A 17,431-nucleotide genomic window follows, 5' to 3' on the forward strand; every position below is an offset into this window, starting at 1 on the left:
GGCGGCGACGCACCCGCCGCCGGGGCGGCGGCGCGGCCCGACGCCATGGCCGGGGCGGCGGCCGACGCCCGCCTCGCCACCGGGCCCCAGCCGCGCGGCCGGGCGTCCAGTGGCGTGCGCATCGTCGCCGACACCGCGTCGAACGCCCTGCTGATCCTGGCCCGCCCCGCGGTCTACGCGCAGATCGAGCAGAGCCTGCGCAAGCTCGACGTGGTGCCGGCCCAGGTGCAGATCGAGGCGACCATCGCCGAGGTCCGCCTCAACGACGCGCTGCGCTTCGGCGTCCAGTACTTCATCGAGAGCGGCAACCACGCGGTGCGCTTCTCCACCCTGGCCAGCGGCGCCGTGGCGCCGGCGGCGCCGGGCTTCTCCTACCTGTTCGCCGGCGGCAACGCCAACGTCGTGGTCGACGCGCTGAAGCAGATCACCGACGTCAACGTGCTGTCGACGCCGACGCTGATGGTGCTCGACAACCAGACCGCGCGCCTGCAGGTGGGCGAGCAGGTGCCCATCGTCACCCAGCAGGCGCAGAGCGTGACCGACGCCGACGCCCCCATCATCAACCAGGTCCAGCTCAAGGACACCGGCATCATCCTCGCCGTGACCCCGCGCATCACCGCCAGCGGCGTCGTGCTGATGGACGTCTGGCAGGAGGTGAGCGATGTGGTGCGGACCACCAGCTCCAACATCGACTCCCCCACCTTCCAGCGCCGCCGGGTCGAGAGCTCGGTCGCCGTGGCGAGCGCCGAGACGGTGGCGCTGGGCGGGCTCATCCGCCAGAACCGCGGGCGCGGCAACAGCGGCGTGCCGGTGCTGTCGGAGCTGCCGGTGCTGGGCGCCCTGTTCGGCACCCGCGACGACACCGTCGAGCGCAGCGAGCTGCTGGTGATGATCACCCCGCGGGTGGTGCGCTCCACCGGCGACGCCCGGGCGGTGACCCAGGAGCTGCGCCGCCGCCTCGCCGACCGGCCCTTCCTGCGCCCGGCGGTGCTGCCGTGACGGGCGCGGCGGCGGCGCGGCGACGCGGCTTCGCCCTGCTGGCGGTGCTGTGGGGGGTGGCCCTGCTGGGCCTGCTGGCGGTGGCCCTGGGCGCCACCGCCCGTAGCGAGGCGCGGCTCGCGGCCAACACCGCGGCGCGCGACGCCGCCCAGGCGCTGGCCGACGGCGGCGTGCGCTACGCCCTGGCCGCCCTGGCCGCCCCGGGGGCCGCGCTGCGCCGCGACGGCGTCCCGTTCCCGGTCGTCGTCGACGGGGTCGCCGTGCAGGTGTCGGTGACCGAGGCCGGCGGGCTCGTCGACCTCAACGCCGCGCCGGCGCCGCTGCTCGCCGCCCTGTTCCGCGCCGCCGGGGCGGAGGACGCGCGGGCGGCGCGGCTGGCCGATGCGGTGGTGGACTGGCGCGACGGCGACGACGCGCCCGGCCCGGCCGGCGCCGAGGCCGGGGCCTACGCCGCCGCCGGCCGGGCCGGGCCGGCCAACCGCCGTTTCGAGACCCTGGGCGAGCTGCGCGGCGTCCTGGGCGTGGACGCCGCGCTGTGGGCGGCGGCGCTGCCCTTCGCCACGCTCCAGTCCCGGCGTCCCGGGGTGGACCCGCGGGTCGCCCCGGCGGCGCTGCTGTCGGCCCTGCCGGGGGCCGACCCGGCGGCGGTGGAGGCGCTGGTGGCACGGCGGCCGCTGGGCCGCGACGCCCCGGTGGGCACCGGCGGCCTGCCGGCGGGGCTGCTCGCGGCCTCGGTCGGCGACGCGCTGGAGGTGGCGGCGCGCGCCGCCCTGCCGGAGGGGCCGGCGGCGACCCGGCGGGCCACGGTCCGCCTCACCGGCATGCTGGCCGATCCAGTGTGGCTGCACGCCTGGGAGGACGGGGCGTGACCGCCGGCGAGCCGGGCCTCGCCGGGCTGCCGGCCGCCGCGACGCTGTTCGCGGTGCTGGCCGCGCCCTTCGTCGGCAGTTTCGTGGGCCTGGTGGCCGACCGGCTGCCGCGGGGCGAGCCGGTGGCCGTGGGGCGCTCGCGCTGCCGCGCCTGCGGGCGCACCCTGGGCCCGCTGGAACTGGTGCCGCTGCTGTCCTGGCTGGCCCTGCGCGGCCGCTGCGCGGGCTGCGGCGCGGCGATCCCGGCGGCCCTGGCGGGGGTGGAGGCGGCGGCCCTGGCGGTGGCGCTGTGGGCGGTGGCGGTGGTGCCGCCGCCGGCGCTGTGGCCGACCCTGGGCCTGGGCTGGACGCTGCTGGCGCTGGCCGCGGTCGACGCCTGGACCGAATGGCTGCCCGACCGGCTGACCCTGCCGCTGGGCCTCGCCGGGATCGCGGTCAACGCCTGGATCGCCGGCGGCGTCCCGGTCGACGCCCTGGTCGGCGCCGCCGCAGGCTGGGCGGCCTTCGCCGCGGTGATCCTCGGTTACCGGCGCTGGCGCGGGCGCGATGGCCTGGGGTGGGGCGACGCCGCGCTGCTCGGCGCCGGCGGCGCCTGGGTCGGCTGGCCGGGCCTGCCCGGGGTGGTCCTGCTGGCCGCCCTGGCCGGGCTTGCGGCGGCGCTGGCGCTCGGCCACCGCCGCGCCGACGCGCGGCTGCCGTTCGGGCCGGCGCTGGCGCTGGCCATCTGGGTGGTGTGGCTGCACGGGCCGCCGCTGGTCGGGGCGGCGCCGGGGGGAGCGCCGTGGTGACGCCGTTCGATCCCGGCGCGCTGGCCGCGGCCCTGCGCGGGCGCGGCCTGGTCGACGCGGAATCGCTGGCCCGGGCGCGCCGGCTCGAGGCGGAGACGGGCGAGCGGCTGGACCGCGTGCTGACCCGTCTCGGCCTGGTGCCGGAGCGGGCGATGGCGGAGGTCCTGGCGGCGCTCCTCGGCCTGGCGGTGGCTGGCCCCGAGGACTATCCCGACGCGGCCGTCGCCGACGACCGCCTGTCGCCGCGCTTCCTGCGCGAGCACCAGGTGGTGGCGCTGGAGGCCGCGGACGGGGCGTTGCGCCTGGCCATGGTGGATCCGCTGGACGGCTTCGTGCGGGCCGCGGTGGAGATGGCGACGGGCCTGCCGGTGCGCCCGGTGGTCGCGGTGCCGGCCGATTTGGAGGCCGCCTTGCAGCGGCTGTTCCGGGCCGCCGACGGGCGTGCGGTGGTCGACGCGGCGGTGGCCGACGGCGAGGCGCCGGACGACGTGGAGCGGCTGCGCGACATCGCGTCGGAGGCGCCGGTGGTGCGCCTGGTCAACCAGATGATCGCGCGCGCCGTCGACCAGCGGGCGTCCGACATCCACATCGAGCCGTTCGAGACGCGGCTGGCCGTGCGCTACCGCGTCGACGGCGTGCTGCAGGAGCAGGAGGCGCCGCCGCGCCGTCTCGCCGCCGCCATTGTCTCGCGCCTCAAGATCATGGCCCGCCTCGACATCGCCGAGCGCCGGCTGCCCCAGGACGGGCGCCTCAAGCTGGTGGTGCGCGGCAAGGAGATCGACTTCCGTGTCGCCACCGTGCCGACCCAGCACGGCGAGAGCGTGGTGCTGCGCATCCTCGACTGGAGCGCGGTGCGCCTCGACTTCGCCTCCCTGGGTTTCGACGCCGGCGCGCCGCTGGACCGCTTCCTGCGCCAGCTCGACCGGCCCAACGGCATCGTCCTGGTGACCGGCCCCACCGGGTCCGGCAAGACCACCACCCTCTACGCCGCCCTGGCCCGCCTCAACACGCCGCAGCGCAAGATCCTGACCGTCGAGGACCCGGTCGAATACCAGGTCGAGGGCATCAACCAGATCCAGGTGAAGCCGGAGATCGGGCTGGGCTTCGCCGGCGCCCTGCGGTCCTTCCTGCGCCACGACCCCGACGTCATGATGGTCGGCGAGATCCGCGACCTGGAGACCGCCCAGGTCGCCACCCAGGCGGCGCTGACCGGCCACCTCGTGCTTTCCACCCTGCACACCAACGGCGCCGCGGCCAGCCTCAGCCGGCTGCTCGACATCGGGCTGGCCGACTACCTGATCGTGTCGGCCCTGGCCGCGGTGGTCGCCCAGCGCCTGGTGCGGGTGCTGTGCGGCGAGTGCCGCGAGCGCTACGTCGCGGCACCGGAGCTGGCCACCCGCCTCGGCCTGGCGCCGGGGTCCGCCCTGTGGCGGCCGCGCGGCTGCCCGGCCTGCGGCCACAGCGGCTACGCCGGGCGCACCGGCATCTACGAGGTGCTGGAGCTGGACGAGCCGCTGCGCCGCGCCGTTCTGGCCCGGGCCGACGCGGTGGAGCTGCACCGCCTCGCCGTGGCCGGCGGCATGCGCACCCTGTTCGCCGACGGGGTGCGCAAAGCCGCCGCCGGGGTCACCACGCCCGAGGAGGTGTGGCGGGTGACCGAGGACGCGGGGTGACCGGCGGCGACACCCTGTTCCGCTACACCGCGGCGACCCGCGACGGCGAGGTGCGCGACGGCGAGCGGCTGGCGCCGGGGCGTGCGGCGGTGGTGCGCTGGCTGCAGGAGCAGGGGCTGGTGCCGATCGCCGTGGAGGCCGCCGTGGAGGCCGCCGTGGCGGGCGCCGCCGCGCCGGCCGTGGCGCCCGCCATTGCGCTGTGGCGCCCGACCGCCGCCCGCCGCCCGCTGCGGCCGGCCCGCCACCTCGCCCTGGTGCGCGAGCTGGCGACGCTGCTCCAGGCCGAGCTGGCGCTGGAGGACGCGCTGGCGCTGATCGCGGAGCTGAGCGCCGACCGGCGGGAGCGGGCGCTGGTGGCGGCGGTGTTGGACCAGCTGCGCGCCGGCCGCCCGCTGTCGGCGGCGCTGGCGGACAGCGGCGCCTTCCCGGCGGACCAGATCGCCCTGGTGCGGGCGGGCGAGACCGGCGGCGCGCTGGCCGCCGTGCTCGGCAACCTCGCGCGGGCGCTGGAGCGCGCCCATGCGGTGCGCGAGCGGGTGCGCTCCGCCCTGATCTACCCGCTGATCCTGGCGGCCGCCGCGATCGGCTCGGTGGTGCTGCTGCTGACCGTGGTGGTGCCGGCGTTCGAGCCGCTGTTCGCCGACAGCGGCCGCGCCCTGCCACCGGCGACCCGGCTGCTGCTGGACGTCTCCGCCGTGGTGGAGGCCGGTGCGCTGCCCGGGCTGCTGGCGATGGCCGTTGCCCTGCTGGGGCTGGCGCGCGCCCGCCGCGTTCCGGCCGCGGCCGCGGCGCTGGACGGTTGGGCGCTGCGGGTGCCGCTGGTGGGCGGTCTGATCGCCCGCATCGACGCGGCGCGCTTCGCCCGCACCCTGGGCACCCTGTTGGGCAACGGGGTGGCCCTGCTGCCGGCCATGGATCTGGCCGCCACCGCGGTGGCCAACCGCCACCTCGCCGCGGCGCTGGCCGGGGCGTCGGAGCACCTGCGCGGCGGTGGCCGGCTGGGCGAGCGGCTGCTGGCGACGCCGGGCTGGCCGCGGCTGGCGGGCGCGCTGATCCGGGTCGGCGAGGAGACCGGGCGGCTGCCGGCCATGCTGCTGCGCGCCGCCGATCTGCTGGAGGAGGAGACCGGCCGCACCATGGACCGCCTGGTGGCGCTGATCACGCCGGCCGTCACCCTGGTGCTCGGCGGCGTCGTGGCCGGCGTGGTGGTGGCCCTGCTGTCCGCCGTCCTGGCCGTCAACGACGTGGCGCTGTAGGGCGGGCGCGCCGCGGGGGCCGGGACGGCCTCACCCCCTCAGGGCGTCGCACAGGGCGCCGGCCAGCTCGGCGGCCTCCACCGGCTTGTGCAGGAGCTGGCAACCGATCGACGTTGCCTCGCGCAGGCGCTCCGGCGCGGTGTCGCCGGTGACGATGACGGCGGGGATGGCCCAGCGCCGCCGCACCGCGTCGACGACGGTGCGCGCGGTGACCCCGGCGGGCAGGCGGTAGTCGGCGATCAGCAGGTCCGGGGCGGCCGTCTGCGCCTCCAGCACCGTGCCGAGTTCGTCGGCGTCGGCCGCCGCGATCACCGCGATCCCCCAGTCCTCCAGCAGCAGGGTCACCGCGTGGCGGACCGCCTGGTCGTCCTCGACCAGCAGCACCGTCCGGCCGCTCAGGCCGGCCATGTCCTCGGCCGAGGGGCCGTCGTGGTCGATCGCCCGCACCGTGCCGGCGTCGGACGCGGGCACAGACACGGCGAAGACCGATCCGCGGCCGAGTTCGGAGCGCACCTCCACCGTGGCGCCGATGAGGCGGGCGATGCGGGCCACGATCGCCAGGCCGAGGCCGAAGCCGCGCACCGGGTTGCGCTCCGGATTGTCGAGCTGGCGAAACTCCTCGAAGATCCGCTCGCGGTCTTCGGCGGCGATGCCCGGGCCGTTGTCCCACACCTCGAACGCCACCCGTTCCCCGGTGCGCCGGCAGCTCAGGGTCACCTGCCCGCCCTCGTCGCGCGCGCCGTGCTTGAGGGCGTTGGACACGAGGTTGCGCAGCACGCGCTCCAGCAGGTGCGGGTCGGTGGCCACCGCGTCCGTGCCGGGAATGCACCGCAGCGCGATGCCCGCCACCTCCGCCTCGGCCTGGAACTCGGTGGCGAGCCGGGTCATCAGCGTGTCGGGGACGAAGTCGACGACGGCCGGCTCGATGACCCCGGCTTCCAGGCGCGACAGGTCGAGCAGCCCGCTGAGCATGCGGTTCAGCCCCTCGATGGAGGCGCCGAGAAGGTCGAGCACCTCCTGGGCCGGCGAGCCGTCGACGTGGCGGCGCAGCACCTCAGCGTAGAGGGCGGCGGCCTGGATCGGCTGGCGCAGGTCGTGGCTGGCGGCGGCGAGGAAGCGCGTCTTGGCGTCGTTGGCGCGCTCCGCCTCGTCCTTGGCCTCGCGCAGCTTGTCCTCCAGCGCCTTGGTGGCGGTGACGTCGAGGGACAGGCCGACGATGCGCCGGGGCCGCCCGTCGACGCGCTCGACCACGCGGCCGATGGCGGCGATCCAGCGCAGCCCGGTGCGGGGGTGGCGCACCCGGAACTCCATCCGGAGCTCGTCGGTCGCCGCCGCCTGCACGGCCGCCGCCGCCTCCTCGGTGATGGTGCGGTCGTCGGGGTGGAGGACCGCCAGCCAGCGCTGGGCCGCCGGGACGCGGGGGTCGGCGTCGATCCCCAGAAGCTCCAGGCATTCCGCCGACCACACCACGTCGCCGCTGTCGACGTGCCATTCCCAGGTCCCCGCGCCGGCGCAGCGCTGCGCCAGGCGCAGCCGCTCGTCGCTGTCCCGCAGCGCGGCGTTGGCCGTGCTCAGCTCGGCGGTGCGCTCGTCCACCCGATGCTCGAGTTCCGCGTTCGCCTGCTCCAGCTCCTCGGCGAGCACGCGAAGCTCCTCGATGGTCGCCTGCAGCTCCTCCTCCATGGGGCCGATGCCATCGGCATCGCCTTTGCCTTCGCTTCGGCCGCGGCGCCGCGCGGAGGGCGCGGCAGCGGTCCGCCACCCCGCCGCGGCGTCGGCGAGCTGGCGGCGCAGGATCGCCATCCCGCGGTCGCGGGCGGCCAGGGAATCGAGCAGGCGGTCGCGCTCCTCGGCCAGCCGGCAGGCTTCCTCGCGGGCGTCCTCGGCGGCGACGAGGGCCTGTTCGAGGTCGCCGTCCAATTGCTCGAGGCGCCGACGCAGGGCCTCGGCTTCGTTGACCGGATCGTCGATGCGGTTCACTGTGCCCCCTGGAGTGCGGGTTGGGCGGTCGCCACGCCCGCTCGGGCGATGCCACCTTCGAGTGGCGCTCTTGGGACAACATCGCACGGCGGCGTTTTGTGCCGCATTCCTCCTTAGGTGATACAACCAGCGCGGCTGGGCGCGGGACGGCGCGCACGCCCGGCTGTTGAGGCCACCATGAGCGGTCACGACATCATCGTCATCGGGGCGTCGGCGGGCGGCGTCACCGCGTTGCGCACCCTGTTCGCGGCGATGCCGGCGGACAGCGCGGCCACCGTCTTCGTGGTGCAACACGTGGCGCCGGAGGCGCGCAGCGTGCTGCCGCAACTGCTGACCCGGGTGGGCTGGCTGCCGGCCTTCCACCCCGAGGACGGGGAGGCGATCCGCGTCAACCACGTCCATGTCGCCCCGCCGGACCACCATCTGCTGGTCAGGGGCGACCGCGTGCTGGTGCGCCGCGGCCCGAAGGAGAACCGGACGCGGCCGGCGCTCGACCCGCTGTTCCGCTCCGCCGCGGCCGCCTTCGGGCCGCGGGTGGTGGGGGTGGTGCTCACCGGCCTGCTGGACGACGGCACCGCGGGCCTCCGCGCGGTGAAGCGGTGCGGTGGCTGCGCCGTGGTCCAGGACCCGGACGACGCGGAGTGGCCGGGCATGCCGCGCAGCGCCCTGGCGAGCGTCGCCGTCGACCATTGCGCCGCGCTGCCCGCGCTGGCGCCGCTCCTGGCCCGGCTGATCCGGCTGCCGCCGGGGCCGGCGACCCCGGTCCCGGCCGACATCCTGCGGGAGGTCGCCATCTCCGAGAAGGAGTTCACCACCATGAGCCAGGACACGCAGAAGCTCGGCCGGGCGACCACGCTGAGCTGCCCCGAATGCGGCGGCGGGCTGTCGGAGATCGACGACGGCCCGATCCTGCGGTTCCGCTGTCAGGTCGGCCACGCCTTCAGCCCGGAGGCGCTGCGCGCCGCCCAGCACGAGGAGGTGGAGCGCGCCATGTGGGTGGCCCTGCGCACCCACGAGGACCGGGTCAACCTGTTCGACCGCCTGGCCGAGCACGCGCGCGTCGGCGGCCACGTCCGGGTCGCCGCCACGTGGGACGAGCACGGCCGTGAGGCGCGGGCCACGGTGGCGCTGCTGCGCCATGTGCTGGAGGGGGCGTCACCGCTGGAGGCCGAGGCGGTGCGCGGCGACGGCGATTGAGGGGGCGGCGGCTGCGCGCTACGCCTGTTCGTCGGCCACCGCCGGCTGGCCGCCGAGCCGGGTGCGCTCGGTGGTGTCATGGACGATGGCGACGAGGACCGGCGGCTGTTCGTCCGCCAGCAGCTGCAGGCAGACCTCCACCGGATGGGGCACCCCGTTGCGCGCCTCCATCCATGTCTCGAAGACCACCTCCGCCTTCTCGCCGCTGACCAGCGGCGCCACCAGGGACTGGAAGGCCGCCGCCGACACCTCGGGCATCAGCTCGTACAGGGCGAACTGGCGGAGCTGCTCCATGGTGTAGCCCAGCTTCGCCTCGGCGCCGCTGTTGACGACCTGGAAACGCAGCGTCGCCGGGTCGAGGATGTAGAGTTCGTTGAGGGACTGGCCGATGATGCGGCCGAGGTACTCCGCAAAGGTTTCGACGCGGCGCTGCTCGGTGATGTCCTCCACGATCAGCACGACGCCGCGCGCCTCGCGCGTGTCGTAGACAAGGGGGGTGAGCTGGACGCGGCATTCGATGCGCCGGCCGCGGCGGTCGATGGCGTCCAGGTGGATCTGCCGCGGCCGCGGGTCGGCCCCCAGGGTGGACTCCAGCGCGGCCTGCAGCTTGAGGACGGGCAGGCCGATGTCGAGATCGAGCAGCGGCTCACCGGTCACCTCCTCGCCGCGCAACCCCCACTGGTTCTCGCTCCAGCGGTTCCAGGACCGCACCTTGAGCGCGCGGTCGAGCACGATGATGCCGACGTCCATGCTGCGCAGCACAGACTCCGCGTAGCGCCGGTACTCCCCGGACTCCTCGCCATGGCGCCGCAGCTCCTCGTTGGCGACCTCCATCTCCTCGTTGGCGGAGCGCAGCTCCTCGTTCATGGTCTCCAGTTCCTCGTTGGTGGACTGGAGCTCCTCGTTGGTGGTTTCCAGGCTCTCCTGGGCGGCCTCCAGGTCCTGCTGCAGGGCGTAGACGCGGGTGGTGTCGGTGAAGGTGAAGAGGATGGCGAACAGCTTGCCATCGCGGCCATAGAGCGGCGCCGCCTCGATGGTCACCCGGATCGGGTCGGCCGGCGGGCGCAGGAACTCCTGATGCTCCAGCCGCACCATCCGGCCGGTCTTCTGCACCTCGTCCAGCCGGCTGCGCAGCTCCGCCGGGCGGTAGGAGACCACCAGATCCTGGAAGGGGCGGCCGATGTCGGCCTCGCCGACGTCGAGCATGCGGCGCGCCGTGGCGTTGGCGAACATCAGGTTGCCGTCGACGGCGATGGCGACGTAGGCGGCCGCGGCACCGTCGACGATGCTCTCCAGAAGGCGGGTCTGGCGGTCGGCGCGGCCGGCCGCGCTGTCCGGCGCCAGGGCCAGGCTGCCGCCCTTGCTGCGCCGCCATTCCTGCGGCACCTTGCGGAACAGGCGGCTCTTCAGGTCGACCGCCTCGAACAGCTTGGAGCGGGCGAGCTGCGTTTCGGCCTTGCCGAGGAACATGAAGCCGTCGTTGACCAGGGCGTAGTGGAGCCGCGGAAGCACCATGTTCTGCGTCTCGCCTTCCAGGTAGATCAGCAGGTTGCGGCTCCGTGCTGGGCATCGTCGCCTGTCGGGCAGGAGGAGGACGCCCGCAGCATAGAGGGGACGGCGCCGGGTCCTGCCCGGTCGGCCCCGTGGCGGCCGGCGTGTGCGGCCTGGGCGTGCAGGCCTGGGCGTGCAGGCCTAGGCGTGCAGGATGTCGCCGGCGCGCGCGGCCACCAGCGCCAGCTGGGTGCGGTTGCGCACCCGCAGCTTCTGCATGATGGCGCGCAGGTGGACCTTCACGGTTCCTTCCAGGACCCCCATCTCGCGGGCGATCTCCTTGTTGGAACGGCCGTCCATCAGCAGGGCGAGCACGGTGCGCTGGCGCTCCGTCAACTCGGACAGCCGGTCGGGGGCGCCGGCGCGCTCCGGCGCCGCGGCGGGGAGGGAGGCCATCACCACCATGGGGGCGTAGACGCCGCCGCCGAGCACCAGCGGCAGCGCATGGTCGAGCACATCGGCGTTGCAACTCTTGGGCAGCACGCCGCGGGCCCCGGCGCGCAGGCAGTCGCCGACGATGCGGCTGTCCAGCGAGCCGGAGACGACGATCACCGGCGCCGCACCGGCCGCCTGCAGCATGCCCTTGAGCCCGGTCACGCCGCTGGCGTCCCCCAACTGGAGGTCGTAGAGCACCGCCGACAGCGGGGGGCCGCCGGCCAGCCGCCGCGCCTGGGCCAACGACCCCGCCTCCAGCACGGTGCAGTCGGCGTTGCGCGCCTTCAGGGCCAGGGCCAGCCCGTGCCGGACCAGGCCATGGTCGTCGACCACCAGGAAGCGCTCGCCGACGGCGTCGCCGCCGTCGCGGCCGCAGGCCGTCTCGACGCGGTTGGTCCCGATGCGGAATCGATGCGTGTCATGCATGCCGACCTCCCTTTCCTCGCCGTGGCCCGTCCGCGGATGCTGTCGCCTGCCGCGTTTCCGGCCATCAACGCACTGGCTATTCCAACAGTTTCAAGACCCGCTGTGGCATTGCCCATCCTGTCACTGCCGAAAGGGGAGCGCGGTTGGCCGACCACGGCGACCCGTCCGCTGCGATGCCGCTCGACACGGTGGGCCATGTCCCCCGGCCGATGTTTATTGTTCCAAGGGCATCCTGGCACGTGGCGGGCACACCCACACTCCCACACCGACGGCATACGGATGTTGCTCCTTCGGGCATGTCGCGCAGTGGCGGCGCCAATGCAAGCCATGTCCCCCGCCGCGCTTTCGGGCATCGGTGGTACGCCATTGGTGGCCAGACCCGCCGCCTCTTCCCGTGCCACCGCGCGGTTGCTACCCTCCGCCCGGGGGGATGGGATCATGACGGTGTGGTTGAACGGACGGCTGACCGCCGCCGAGGCGGCGCGGATCGACCCGGCGGACCGTGGCTTCACCCTGGGCGACGGTCTGTTCGAAACCCTGCGGGTGACCGGCGGGCGGGTCCGCCACCGCGACCGGCACCTGGCGCGGCTGGCCGCCGGCGCCACCGTGCTCGGCATCGCCCTGCCGTTCGACGCGGTGGTGCTCGGCGACGCCATGGCCCGCCTGGTGGGGGTCCATGGGCTGGACGATGGCGCGCTGCGGCTGACGGTGAGCCGGGGCCCCGGTGCGCGCGGCGTGCTGCCGACGGCCGGGTCCGTGCCCACGGTTCTGCTGACCGCCGCCCCGGCGGCGGCGCCGGCCGGCGCGGCGCGGGCGGTGGTCGCCACCGTGACCCGGCGCAACGAGCACTCGCCGCTGTCGCGCCTGAAGACCCTCAGCTATCTCGATTCCGTCCTGGCCCGGCGCGAGGCGGCGGAGCGCGGCGCCGACGAGGCGCTGCTGCTCAACACCGCCGGCCGGCTCGCCGAATCCTCCGTGGCGAACCTGTTCGTGGTGGTCGGGGGCCGGGTGGCCACGCCGCCGGTGGGCGAGGGGGCGCTGCCCGGGGTGCGGCGGGCCCTGGTGCTGGAGGGGGGCGGGGTCGAGGAACGGGCGCTGACCCTGGACGACCTGGCGGCCGCGTCGGAGGCGTTCCTGACCAACAGCCTGGGGGTGCGACCGCTGGTCGCGGTCGACGGCCGGCCGGTGGGCGGCGGCGGCGCCGGCCCGGTGACGGCCCGGCTGATCGCGGCCGATCGCTAGAGACGGGAGCGCGCCGGCGGGCGGGCCGTCAATCCTCCTTCTTTCTTGGCAGGTCCTTGCGCTTGGTGTGGGCCATCTCGCTCAGCTCCTTCTCGCTCATGGACTCGGCCATGCCCTTGGCGGCGCCGCGCAGGCTGGCCTTCGGCTGCTCGCCGCGCTTGGCCGAGAGGGCGGCGCCCGCCGCCATCTGCTGCTTCTTGGAACGCGCCTTCACCATCGTGCCCTCCGTGACCGGTGGAAGCTGGTGGGACTCAACCCCCTCACCCTGGAAAAGATCGCGCGCGGCCCGGCCATGCGACGTCGCATGGCCGGGCCGGCCGCCATTACAGGGCCGGGGCCGGCCGATTGACGCAAGTGGCGACCCGCGTCTTGACAGGTTGCGTCAAGCGATCCAGCATCGCCGCCGACCGAAGGGAACCGCGGGGGGAAGGATGACCGGGGAGGACCTGCGCGCCATGCGCGAACGGCGCGGCGACGACCAGCAGGGGTTCGCGGCCTGGCTGAACGGCCAGCTCGGCCGGCGCTACGACCGCTCGCGCATCAGCCGGTGGGAGAGCGGGGCCGAACGCATCCCGCAGCAGGTGGCCGCACTGCTGTGGCCCGGTGTGCCGGCGGTCGCGCCGGCGGCCGCCGCGCCGCCGCGCCGCCGCGTCGTGCTGGCGGTGGCCAACCAGAAGGGCGGCGTCGGCAAGACCACCACCGCGGTCAATCTCGCCTACGCCCTGACCACCCTGGGCCGCTCGGTGCTGCTGGTGGACTGCGATCCCCAGGGCAACGCCACCGTCCATCTCGGCCTCGACCCGGGCGAGATCGAGACGCGCCGGCGCGGCCTTTACGCCTCGATCCGCGGCGGTCAGCCCCTCGACAGCATCCTCGTGCCGGTGTGCGGCGGCGCTTTCACCCTGGCGCCGTCGTCGATCGGCCTGGCCGCGGCGGAGACCGAGCTGGTGGCCGAGCCCGACAGCTCGCTGGTGCTGAAGGAGCAGCTGGCGGAGGTGCGCGGGCGCTACGACGTGGTGATCATCGACTGCCCGCCCAACCTCGGCCTGCTCACCATCAACGCGCTGGCGGCGTCGGACCTGGTGCTGATCCCGGTGCAGACCGAGGTGTTCGCGGGGCTGGGCGTGCCGCTGCTGCTGGAGACCATCGCCAAGATCCGCCGCCGCTCCAACCCCGCGCTGGAGGTGTTCGGGGTGCTGCCCACCATGTACTCGGCCCGCCTGACCCAGGACCAGGCCAGCCTGAAGGAGATCCAGGCCCATTACGCCGGGCGCACCCGGGTGCTGGCGCCGGTGCCGCGCGCCACCCTGTTCGCCCAGGCCTCGGGCGCCGGCCGGCCGGCCATCGAGGCCGACCCCGGGGCGGCCGCCGTGCGCGCCTACGCCGACCTGGCGGGCGAGCTGGACGCCTGCCTGGCACCCGTCGGGACGGGGAGTGCCGCCCATGTCGCGTAAGCTTGTCCGCACCAGCACGACGATCTTCGACAAGGCGGCGCAGCGCGGCGGCGACGCCCTGTTCGGCCTGTCCGCCGATTTCCCGCGCCTGCTGGAGATCGACCTGGAGCGCATCGAGCGCAACCCCGACCAGCCGCGCCGCCGCTTCGACGAGGCGGCGCTGGCGGAGCTGGCCCGCTCCATCGAGCGCCACGGGCTGAAGCAGCCGGTGCTGGTGCAGGAGGCGGGGGAGGGCCGCTACCGGCTGGTGGCGGGGGAGCGGCGGCTGCGCGCCTGCGCCCTGATCGGCCGGCCCACCATCTTCGCCATCCTCACCGACGGCGACCCCGACGAGCTGGCGCTGATCGAAAACATCCAGCGCGTCGACCTCGACGCCCTGGAGCTGGCCCGCGCCCTGGCCCGCCTGATCGAGCGCCACGGCTACACCCACGAGGCGCTGGGCACGGCGATCGGCCGCAGCCAGGGCGACGTCAGCCGCACCGTCTCCATCCTGCGCCTGCCCGAGGCGGTGCTGGCGGAGTACGAGGCGGGCGACCGCCGCGTGCCCAAGAGCGTGCTGACGGAGATCGCGGCGGTCGACGACCCGGCCCTGCAACGCCGCCTGTGGGAGGCCGCCAAGGACGGGCTGACGGTCAAGGCGCTGCGCGCCGCCAAGCGGGCGGATGGGGCGGCGCCCGCGGCGGCGTCTCCGGCCGAGCCGGTGCAGCGGCTGGTGGCCGCGGCGCAGCGGCTGGCCCGCGAGTTCGCCGCGGTCGATGCCGGCGACCTGCGCCGCCAGGGCCACACGCTCAGCGACGCCCAATGGCAGGAATTGCGCCGCCTGCACGCGCTGCTGGACCGGCTGCTGGCGTAAGCGGGGCGCTCAGCCCCCGCCGTGGAACGCGGCGACGGTGCGGCGGCGGCCGATCAGGAAGGCGTCGGCGACGAGGCGCAGAGGCGCCACGTCGACGTCGCTGCGCCCGCTCGCCAGCAGCTCGGCGAAGCGGGCGTAGAGGCCGGGGTATTCGCGGTCGGGGGCGTCCACCAGCACCGCGCCGTCGGCGACGAGGCGGCGGCCGCCCTCCGACAGGAGGAGGGTGCCGGTGTCGGTCTCGACCGCGATGTCCCAGGTCTGCGGCCCCTCCTGGCGCCAGTCGAAGTCGGCCGTGACCTCCCGGTCCGGGCCGGCGGTGAAGCGCAGCCGCGCGGCGATCGGCGTCTCGCAATCGGCCGGCACCTCCAGCTCGGCGTCCGCGAGGTGGAGCGGGAACGGGGCGATCGCGGTGAGGATCGACAGGGCGTTGATGCCCGGGTCGAAGACGCCGAGCCCGCCGGCCTGCCAGATCCACGCCTGGCCGGGATGCCAGCGCCGCACGTCCTCCTTCCAGGTCACGGCGATCCGGCGCACGGTGCGCCCGGCCAGCCACGCCGCGGCCTGGGGAACCGCGGCGGCGAACCGGGAATGCCAGGTGGCGAACAGGGTGACGCTCGCCGCAGCGGCCTGGTCCGCGAGGTCGGCCACCTCCGACAGGGTGGCGCCGGGCGGCTTCTCCAGCATGACGTGGCGGCCGGCCGCGATCGCCTGGGCGGCCAGCGAGTGGCGCACCTGGGGCGGCGTGCACAGGGCCACGGCGCCGATGTCGGGGCGGTCGCGCAGCAGGGCGCCCAGGTCGGTGTGGGCCGGCACGCCCTCCAGGCTGGCGTGGCGGCTGACGGTGGCGGCCAGCGTGAAGGCGGGGTCGGCGTCGATCGCCGGGCGGTGCTGGTCGCGGGCGATCTTGCCGACCCCGACGAGGACGATGCGGTGGGGGGCGGGCGGCATGGCGTCTCCGTCAGTGGGAATCGCGGCCGACCGCGCGGCCGCGGCAGCCCTTGAGGAAGTCGAGGTCGGCGCCGCGGTCGGCGCCCTCCACATGGGCGCGGAACAGGCTGGCGTAGCCGCCGCCGGGCGGCTCGGGCGGCGGCCGCCACGCCGCCAGCCGGGCCGTCAGCTCGGCGTCGGGGACCTCGAGGTGGAGGCGCCGGGCCGCCACGTCCAGGGCGATCACGTCGCCGTCGCGCACCACCGCCAGCGGCCCGCCCACGGCGGCCTCGGGCGCGGTGTGCAGCACCACGGTGCCGTAGGCGGTGCCCGACATGCGGGCGTCGGAGATGCGCACCATGTCGGTGACCCCGGTCTTCAGCACCTTGGGCGGCAGCCCCATGTTGCCGACCTCGGCCATGCCGGGATAGCCCCTGGGGCCGCAGTTCTTCAGCACCAGCACGCAGTCGGCGTCGACGTCGAGGGCGGGGTCGGCGATGCGCGCCTTGTAGTGGTCGATGTCCTCGAACACCACGGCGCGGCCGCGGTGGCGCATCAGCGCCGGCGTGGCGGCCGACGGCTTGAGCACGGCGCCGGCCGGGGCGAGGTTGCCGCGCAGCACGGCGATGCCGCCTTCCGCCGTCAGCGGCCGGTCCAGCGGGCGGATGACCTCGGGGTTCGCGTTGCGCGCGCCGGCCACCTCCTCGCCCAGGGTGCGGCCCGACACGGTCAGCGCGCCGCCGTCGACCAGCCCGGCGTCGACCAGGGCCTTGAGGACCACCGGCAGGCCGCCGGCGTAGCAGAACTCCTCCATCAGGAAGCGCCCGGAGGGCTGGAGGTCGACGATGGTCGGCACGCCGCGGCCCAGCCGGTCCCAGTCGTCCAGGGTCAGCGGCACGCCGACCCGTCCGGCAACCGCCAGGAGGTGGATCACCGCGTTGGTGGAGCCGCCGACGGCGCCGTTGGTGCGGATGGCGTTGGCGAAGGCGGCGGGGGTCAGCACGTCCGACGGCTTCAGGTCGTCCTTGACCATGGCGACGATGCGCCGCCCGGTGAGCTGGGCCAGCGCCCGGCGCCGGCTGTCGACGGCGGGGAACGCCGCGTTGCCCGACAGGGCCATGCCCAGCGCCTCGGCCATGGCGGCCATGCTGGAGGCCGTGCCCATGGTGTTGCAGCTGCCGGCCGAGCGGGACATCGCCTGCTCCGCCTCCAGGAAGTCGTCGGTGGTGAGCTCGCCGGACTTCACCGCCTCGCTCATCCGCCACAAGGCGGTGCCGGAGCCGACATCGGTGCCCCGCCACTTGCCGTTCAGCATGGGGCCGCCGCTCAGCAGGACGGCCGGCAGATCGACGCTGCACGCCCCCATCAGCAGGGCCGGGGTGGTCTTGTCGCAGCCCGCCATCAGGACCACGCCGTCGACCGGGTTGCCGCGCAGCGCCTCCTCCACGTCCATGGCGCAGAGGTTGCGGAACATCATGGCGGTCGGCCGCAGCGAGCTCTCGCCGGTGGAGAACACCGGGAACTCCAGCGGCAGGCCGCCGGCCTCCCAGACGCCGCGCTTGACCCGCTCCGCCAGGTCGCGCAGATGGGCGTTGCAGGGCGTCAGCTCCGACCAGGTGTTGCAGATGCCGATCACCGGCCGGCCGTCGAACACGTCGGCGGGCAGGCCCTGGTTCTTCATCCAGGAGCGGTGATAGATGTTGTCCCGGCTGGTGCCGCCGAACCACTCCGCCGAGCGGAGCCGGCGCGGCCACGGCGCCTTCTCGAACCCCATGACGCTC

15 protein-coding genes are annotated in these 17,431 nt (G+C 75.3%); 9 read left to right on the forward strand and 6 right to left on the reverse strand.

The annotated features are described in order from the left end of the window. The 5 genes from AC6H2I_RS22345 to AC6H2I_RS22365 all read left to right on the forward strand — a co-directional run. A partial coding sequence (locus tag AC6H2I_RS22345) for a type II secretion system protein GspD (RefSeq protein ID WP_497502931.1) occupies positions 1 to 999 on the forward strand: 999 nt, incomplete at its 5' end. Further along, positions 996 to 1,868: a hypothetical protein gene (locus tag AC6H2I_RS22350; RefSeq protein WP_497502932.1), complete on the forward strand. Its 873-nt coding sequence runs from the start codon at positions 996 to 998 to the stop codon at positions 1,866 to 1,868. The genes AC6H2I_RS22345 and AC6H2I_RS22350, both read left to right, overlap by 4 nt. Beyond that, positions 1,865 to 2,656, forward strand: a complete 792-nt coding sequence (locus AC6H2I_RS22355; protein WP_497502933.1) for a prepilin peptidase — start codon at positions 1,865 to 1,867, stop codon at positions 2,654 to 2,656. Before AC6H2I_RS22350 ends, AC6H2I_RS22355 begins: the two co-directional genes overlap by 4 nt. Further along, positions 2,653 to 4,329: a GspE/PulE family protein gene (locus tag AC6H2I_RS22360; protein ID WP_497502934.1), complete on the forward strand. Its 1,677-nt coding sequence runs from the start codon at positions 2,653 to 2,655 to the stop codon at positions 4,327 to 4,329. The genes AC6H2I_RS22355 and AC6H2I_RS22360 overlap by 4 nt, the downstream gene beginning before the upstream one ends. Continuing rightward, a complete protein-coding gene (locus AC6H2I_RS22365) occupies positions 4,326 to 5,585 on the forward strand; it encodes a type II secretion system F family protein (RefSeq protein ID WP_497502935.1) in 1,260 nt (419 codons plus the stop codon). The genes AC6H2I_RS22360 and AC6H2I_RS22365 overlap by 4 nt, the downstream gene beginning before the upstream one ends. 30 nt (positions 5,586 to 5,615) lie before the next feature. Here the strand turns inward: AC6H2I_RS22365 and AC6H2I_RS22370 are convergent, their stop codons facing one another. Then, complete coding sequence (locus AC6H2I_RS22370) at positions 5,616 to 7,565, reverse strand: hybrid sensor histidine kinase/response regulator (RefSeq protein ID WP_497502936.1); 1,950 nt, start codon at positions 7,563 to 7,565, stop codon at positions 5,616 to 5,618. Positions 7,566 to 7,742: 177 nt separating this feature from the next. Between AC6H2I_RS22370 and AC6H2I_RS22375 the strand changes: the two genes are divergently transcribed. Beyond that, complete coding sequence (locus AC6H2I_RS22375; protein ID WP_497502937.1) at positions 7,743 to 8,762, forward strand: chemotaxis protein CheB; 1,020 nt, start codon at positions 7,743 to 7,745, stop codon at positions 8,760 to 8,762. 18 nt (positions 8,763 to 8,780) lie between these two features. Here the strand turns inward: AC6H2I_RS22375 and AC6H2I_RS22380 are convergent, their stop codons facing one another. Continuing rightward, positions 8,781 to 10,349 carry a PAS domain S-box protein gene (locus AC6H2I_RS22380; protein WP_497503028.1) on the reverse strand — a complete coding sequence of 523 codons (1,569 nt, stop codon included), beginning with the start codon at positions 10,347 to 10,349 and terminating at the stop codon, positions 8,781 to 8,783. Between the two features lie 105 nt (positions 10,350 to 10,454). Next, positions 10,455 to 11,174: a LuxR C-terminal-related transcriptional regulator gene (locus tag AC6H2I_RS22385; RefSeq protein WP_497502938.1), complete on the reverse strand. Its 720-nt coding sequence runs from the start codon at positions 11,172 to 11,174 to the stop codon at positions 10,455 to 10,457. Positions 11,175 to 11,612: 438 nt separating this feature from the next. Between AC6H2I_RS22385 and AC6H2I_RS22390 the strand changes: the two genes are divergently transcribed. Next, positions 11,613 to 12,416: an aminotransferase class IV gene (locus tag AC6H2I_RS22390; protein ID WP_497502939.1), complete on the forward strand. Its 804-nt coding sequence runs from the start codon at positions 11,613 to 11,615 to the stop codon at positions 12,414 to 12,416. Between the two features lie 28 nt (positions 12,417 to 12,444). On the opposite strand, the gene AC6H2I_RS22395 is transcribed toward AC6H2I_RS22390, so the two are convergent. After that, positions 12,445 to 12,633 carry a DUF3008 family protein gene (locus AC6H2I_RS22395; protein ID WP_497502940.1) on the reverse strand — a complete coding sequence of 63 codons (189 nt, stop codon included), beginning with the start codon at positions 12,631 to 12,633 and terminating at the stop codon, positions 12,445 to 12,447. A 214-nt stretch (positions 12,634 to 12,847) separates the two neighbouring features. On the opposite strand from AC6H2I_RS22395, the gene AC6H2I_RS22400 reads away from it, so the two are divergent. Then, the gene (locus AC6H2I_RS22400; RefSeq protein ID WP_497502941.1) at positions 12,848 to 13,870 is read left to right on the forward strand and encodes an AAA family ATPase; all 1,023 of its coding nucleotides are present in this window, start codon (positions 12,848 to 12,850) and stop codon (positions 13,868 to 13,870) included. Beyond that, a complete protein-coding gene (locus AC6H2I_RS22405) occupies positions 13,860 to 14,723 on the forward strand; it encodes a ParB/RepB/Spo0J family partition protein (protein WP_497502942.1) in 864 nt (287 codons plus the stop codon). The genes AC6H2I_RS22400 and AC6H2I_RS22405 overlap by 11 nt, the downstream gene beginning before the upstream one ends. Before the next feature lie 9 nt (positions 14,724 to 14,732). On the opposite strand, the gene AC6H2I_RS22410 is transcribed toward AC6H2I_RS22405, so the two are convergent. Together AC6H2I_RS22410 and AC6H2I_RS22415 are read right to left on the reverse strand one after the other, a co-directional pair. Then, positions 14,733 to 15,671: a Gfo/Idh/MocA family protein gene (locus AC6H2I_RS22410; protein ID WP_497502943.1), complete on the reverse strand. Its 939-nt coding sequence runs from the start codon at positions 15,669 to 15,671 to the stop codon at positions 14,733 to 14,735. 10 nt (positions 15,672 to 15,681) lie between these two features. Next, on the reverse strand, positions 15,682 to 17,424 hold the full coding sequence (locus AC6H2I_RS22415) for an IlvD/Edd family dehydratase (RefSeq protein WP_497502944.1): 1,743 nt from the start codon (positions 17,422 to 17,424) through the stop codon (positions 15,682 to 15,684). Positions 17,425 to 17,431 lie beyond the last annotated feature (7 nt).

The sequence above is a fragment of the Azospirillum sp. NS33 genome (assembly GCF_059703765.1).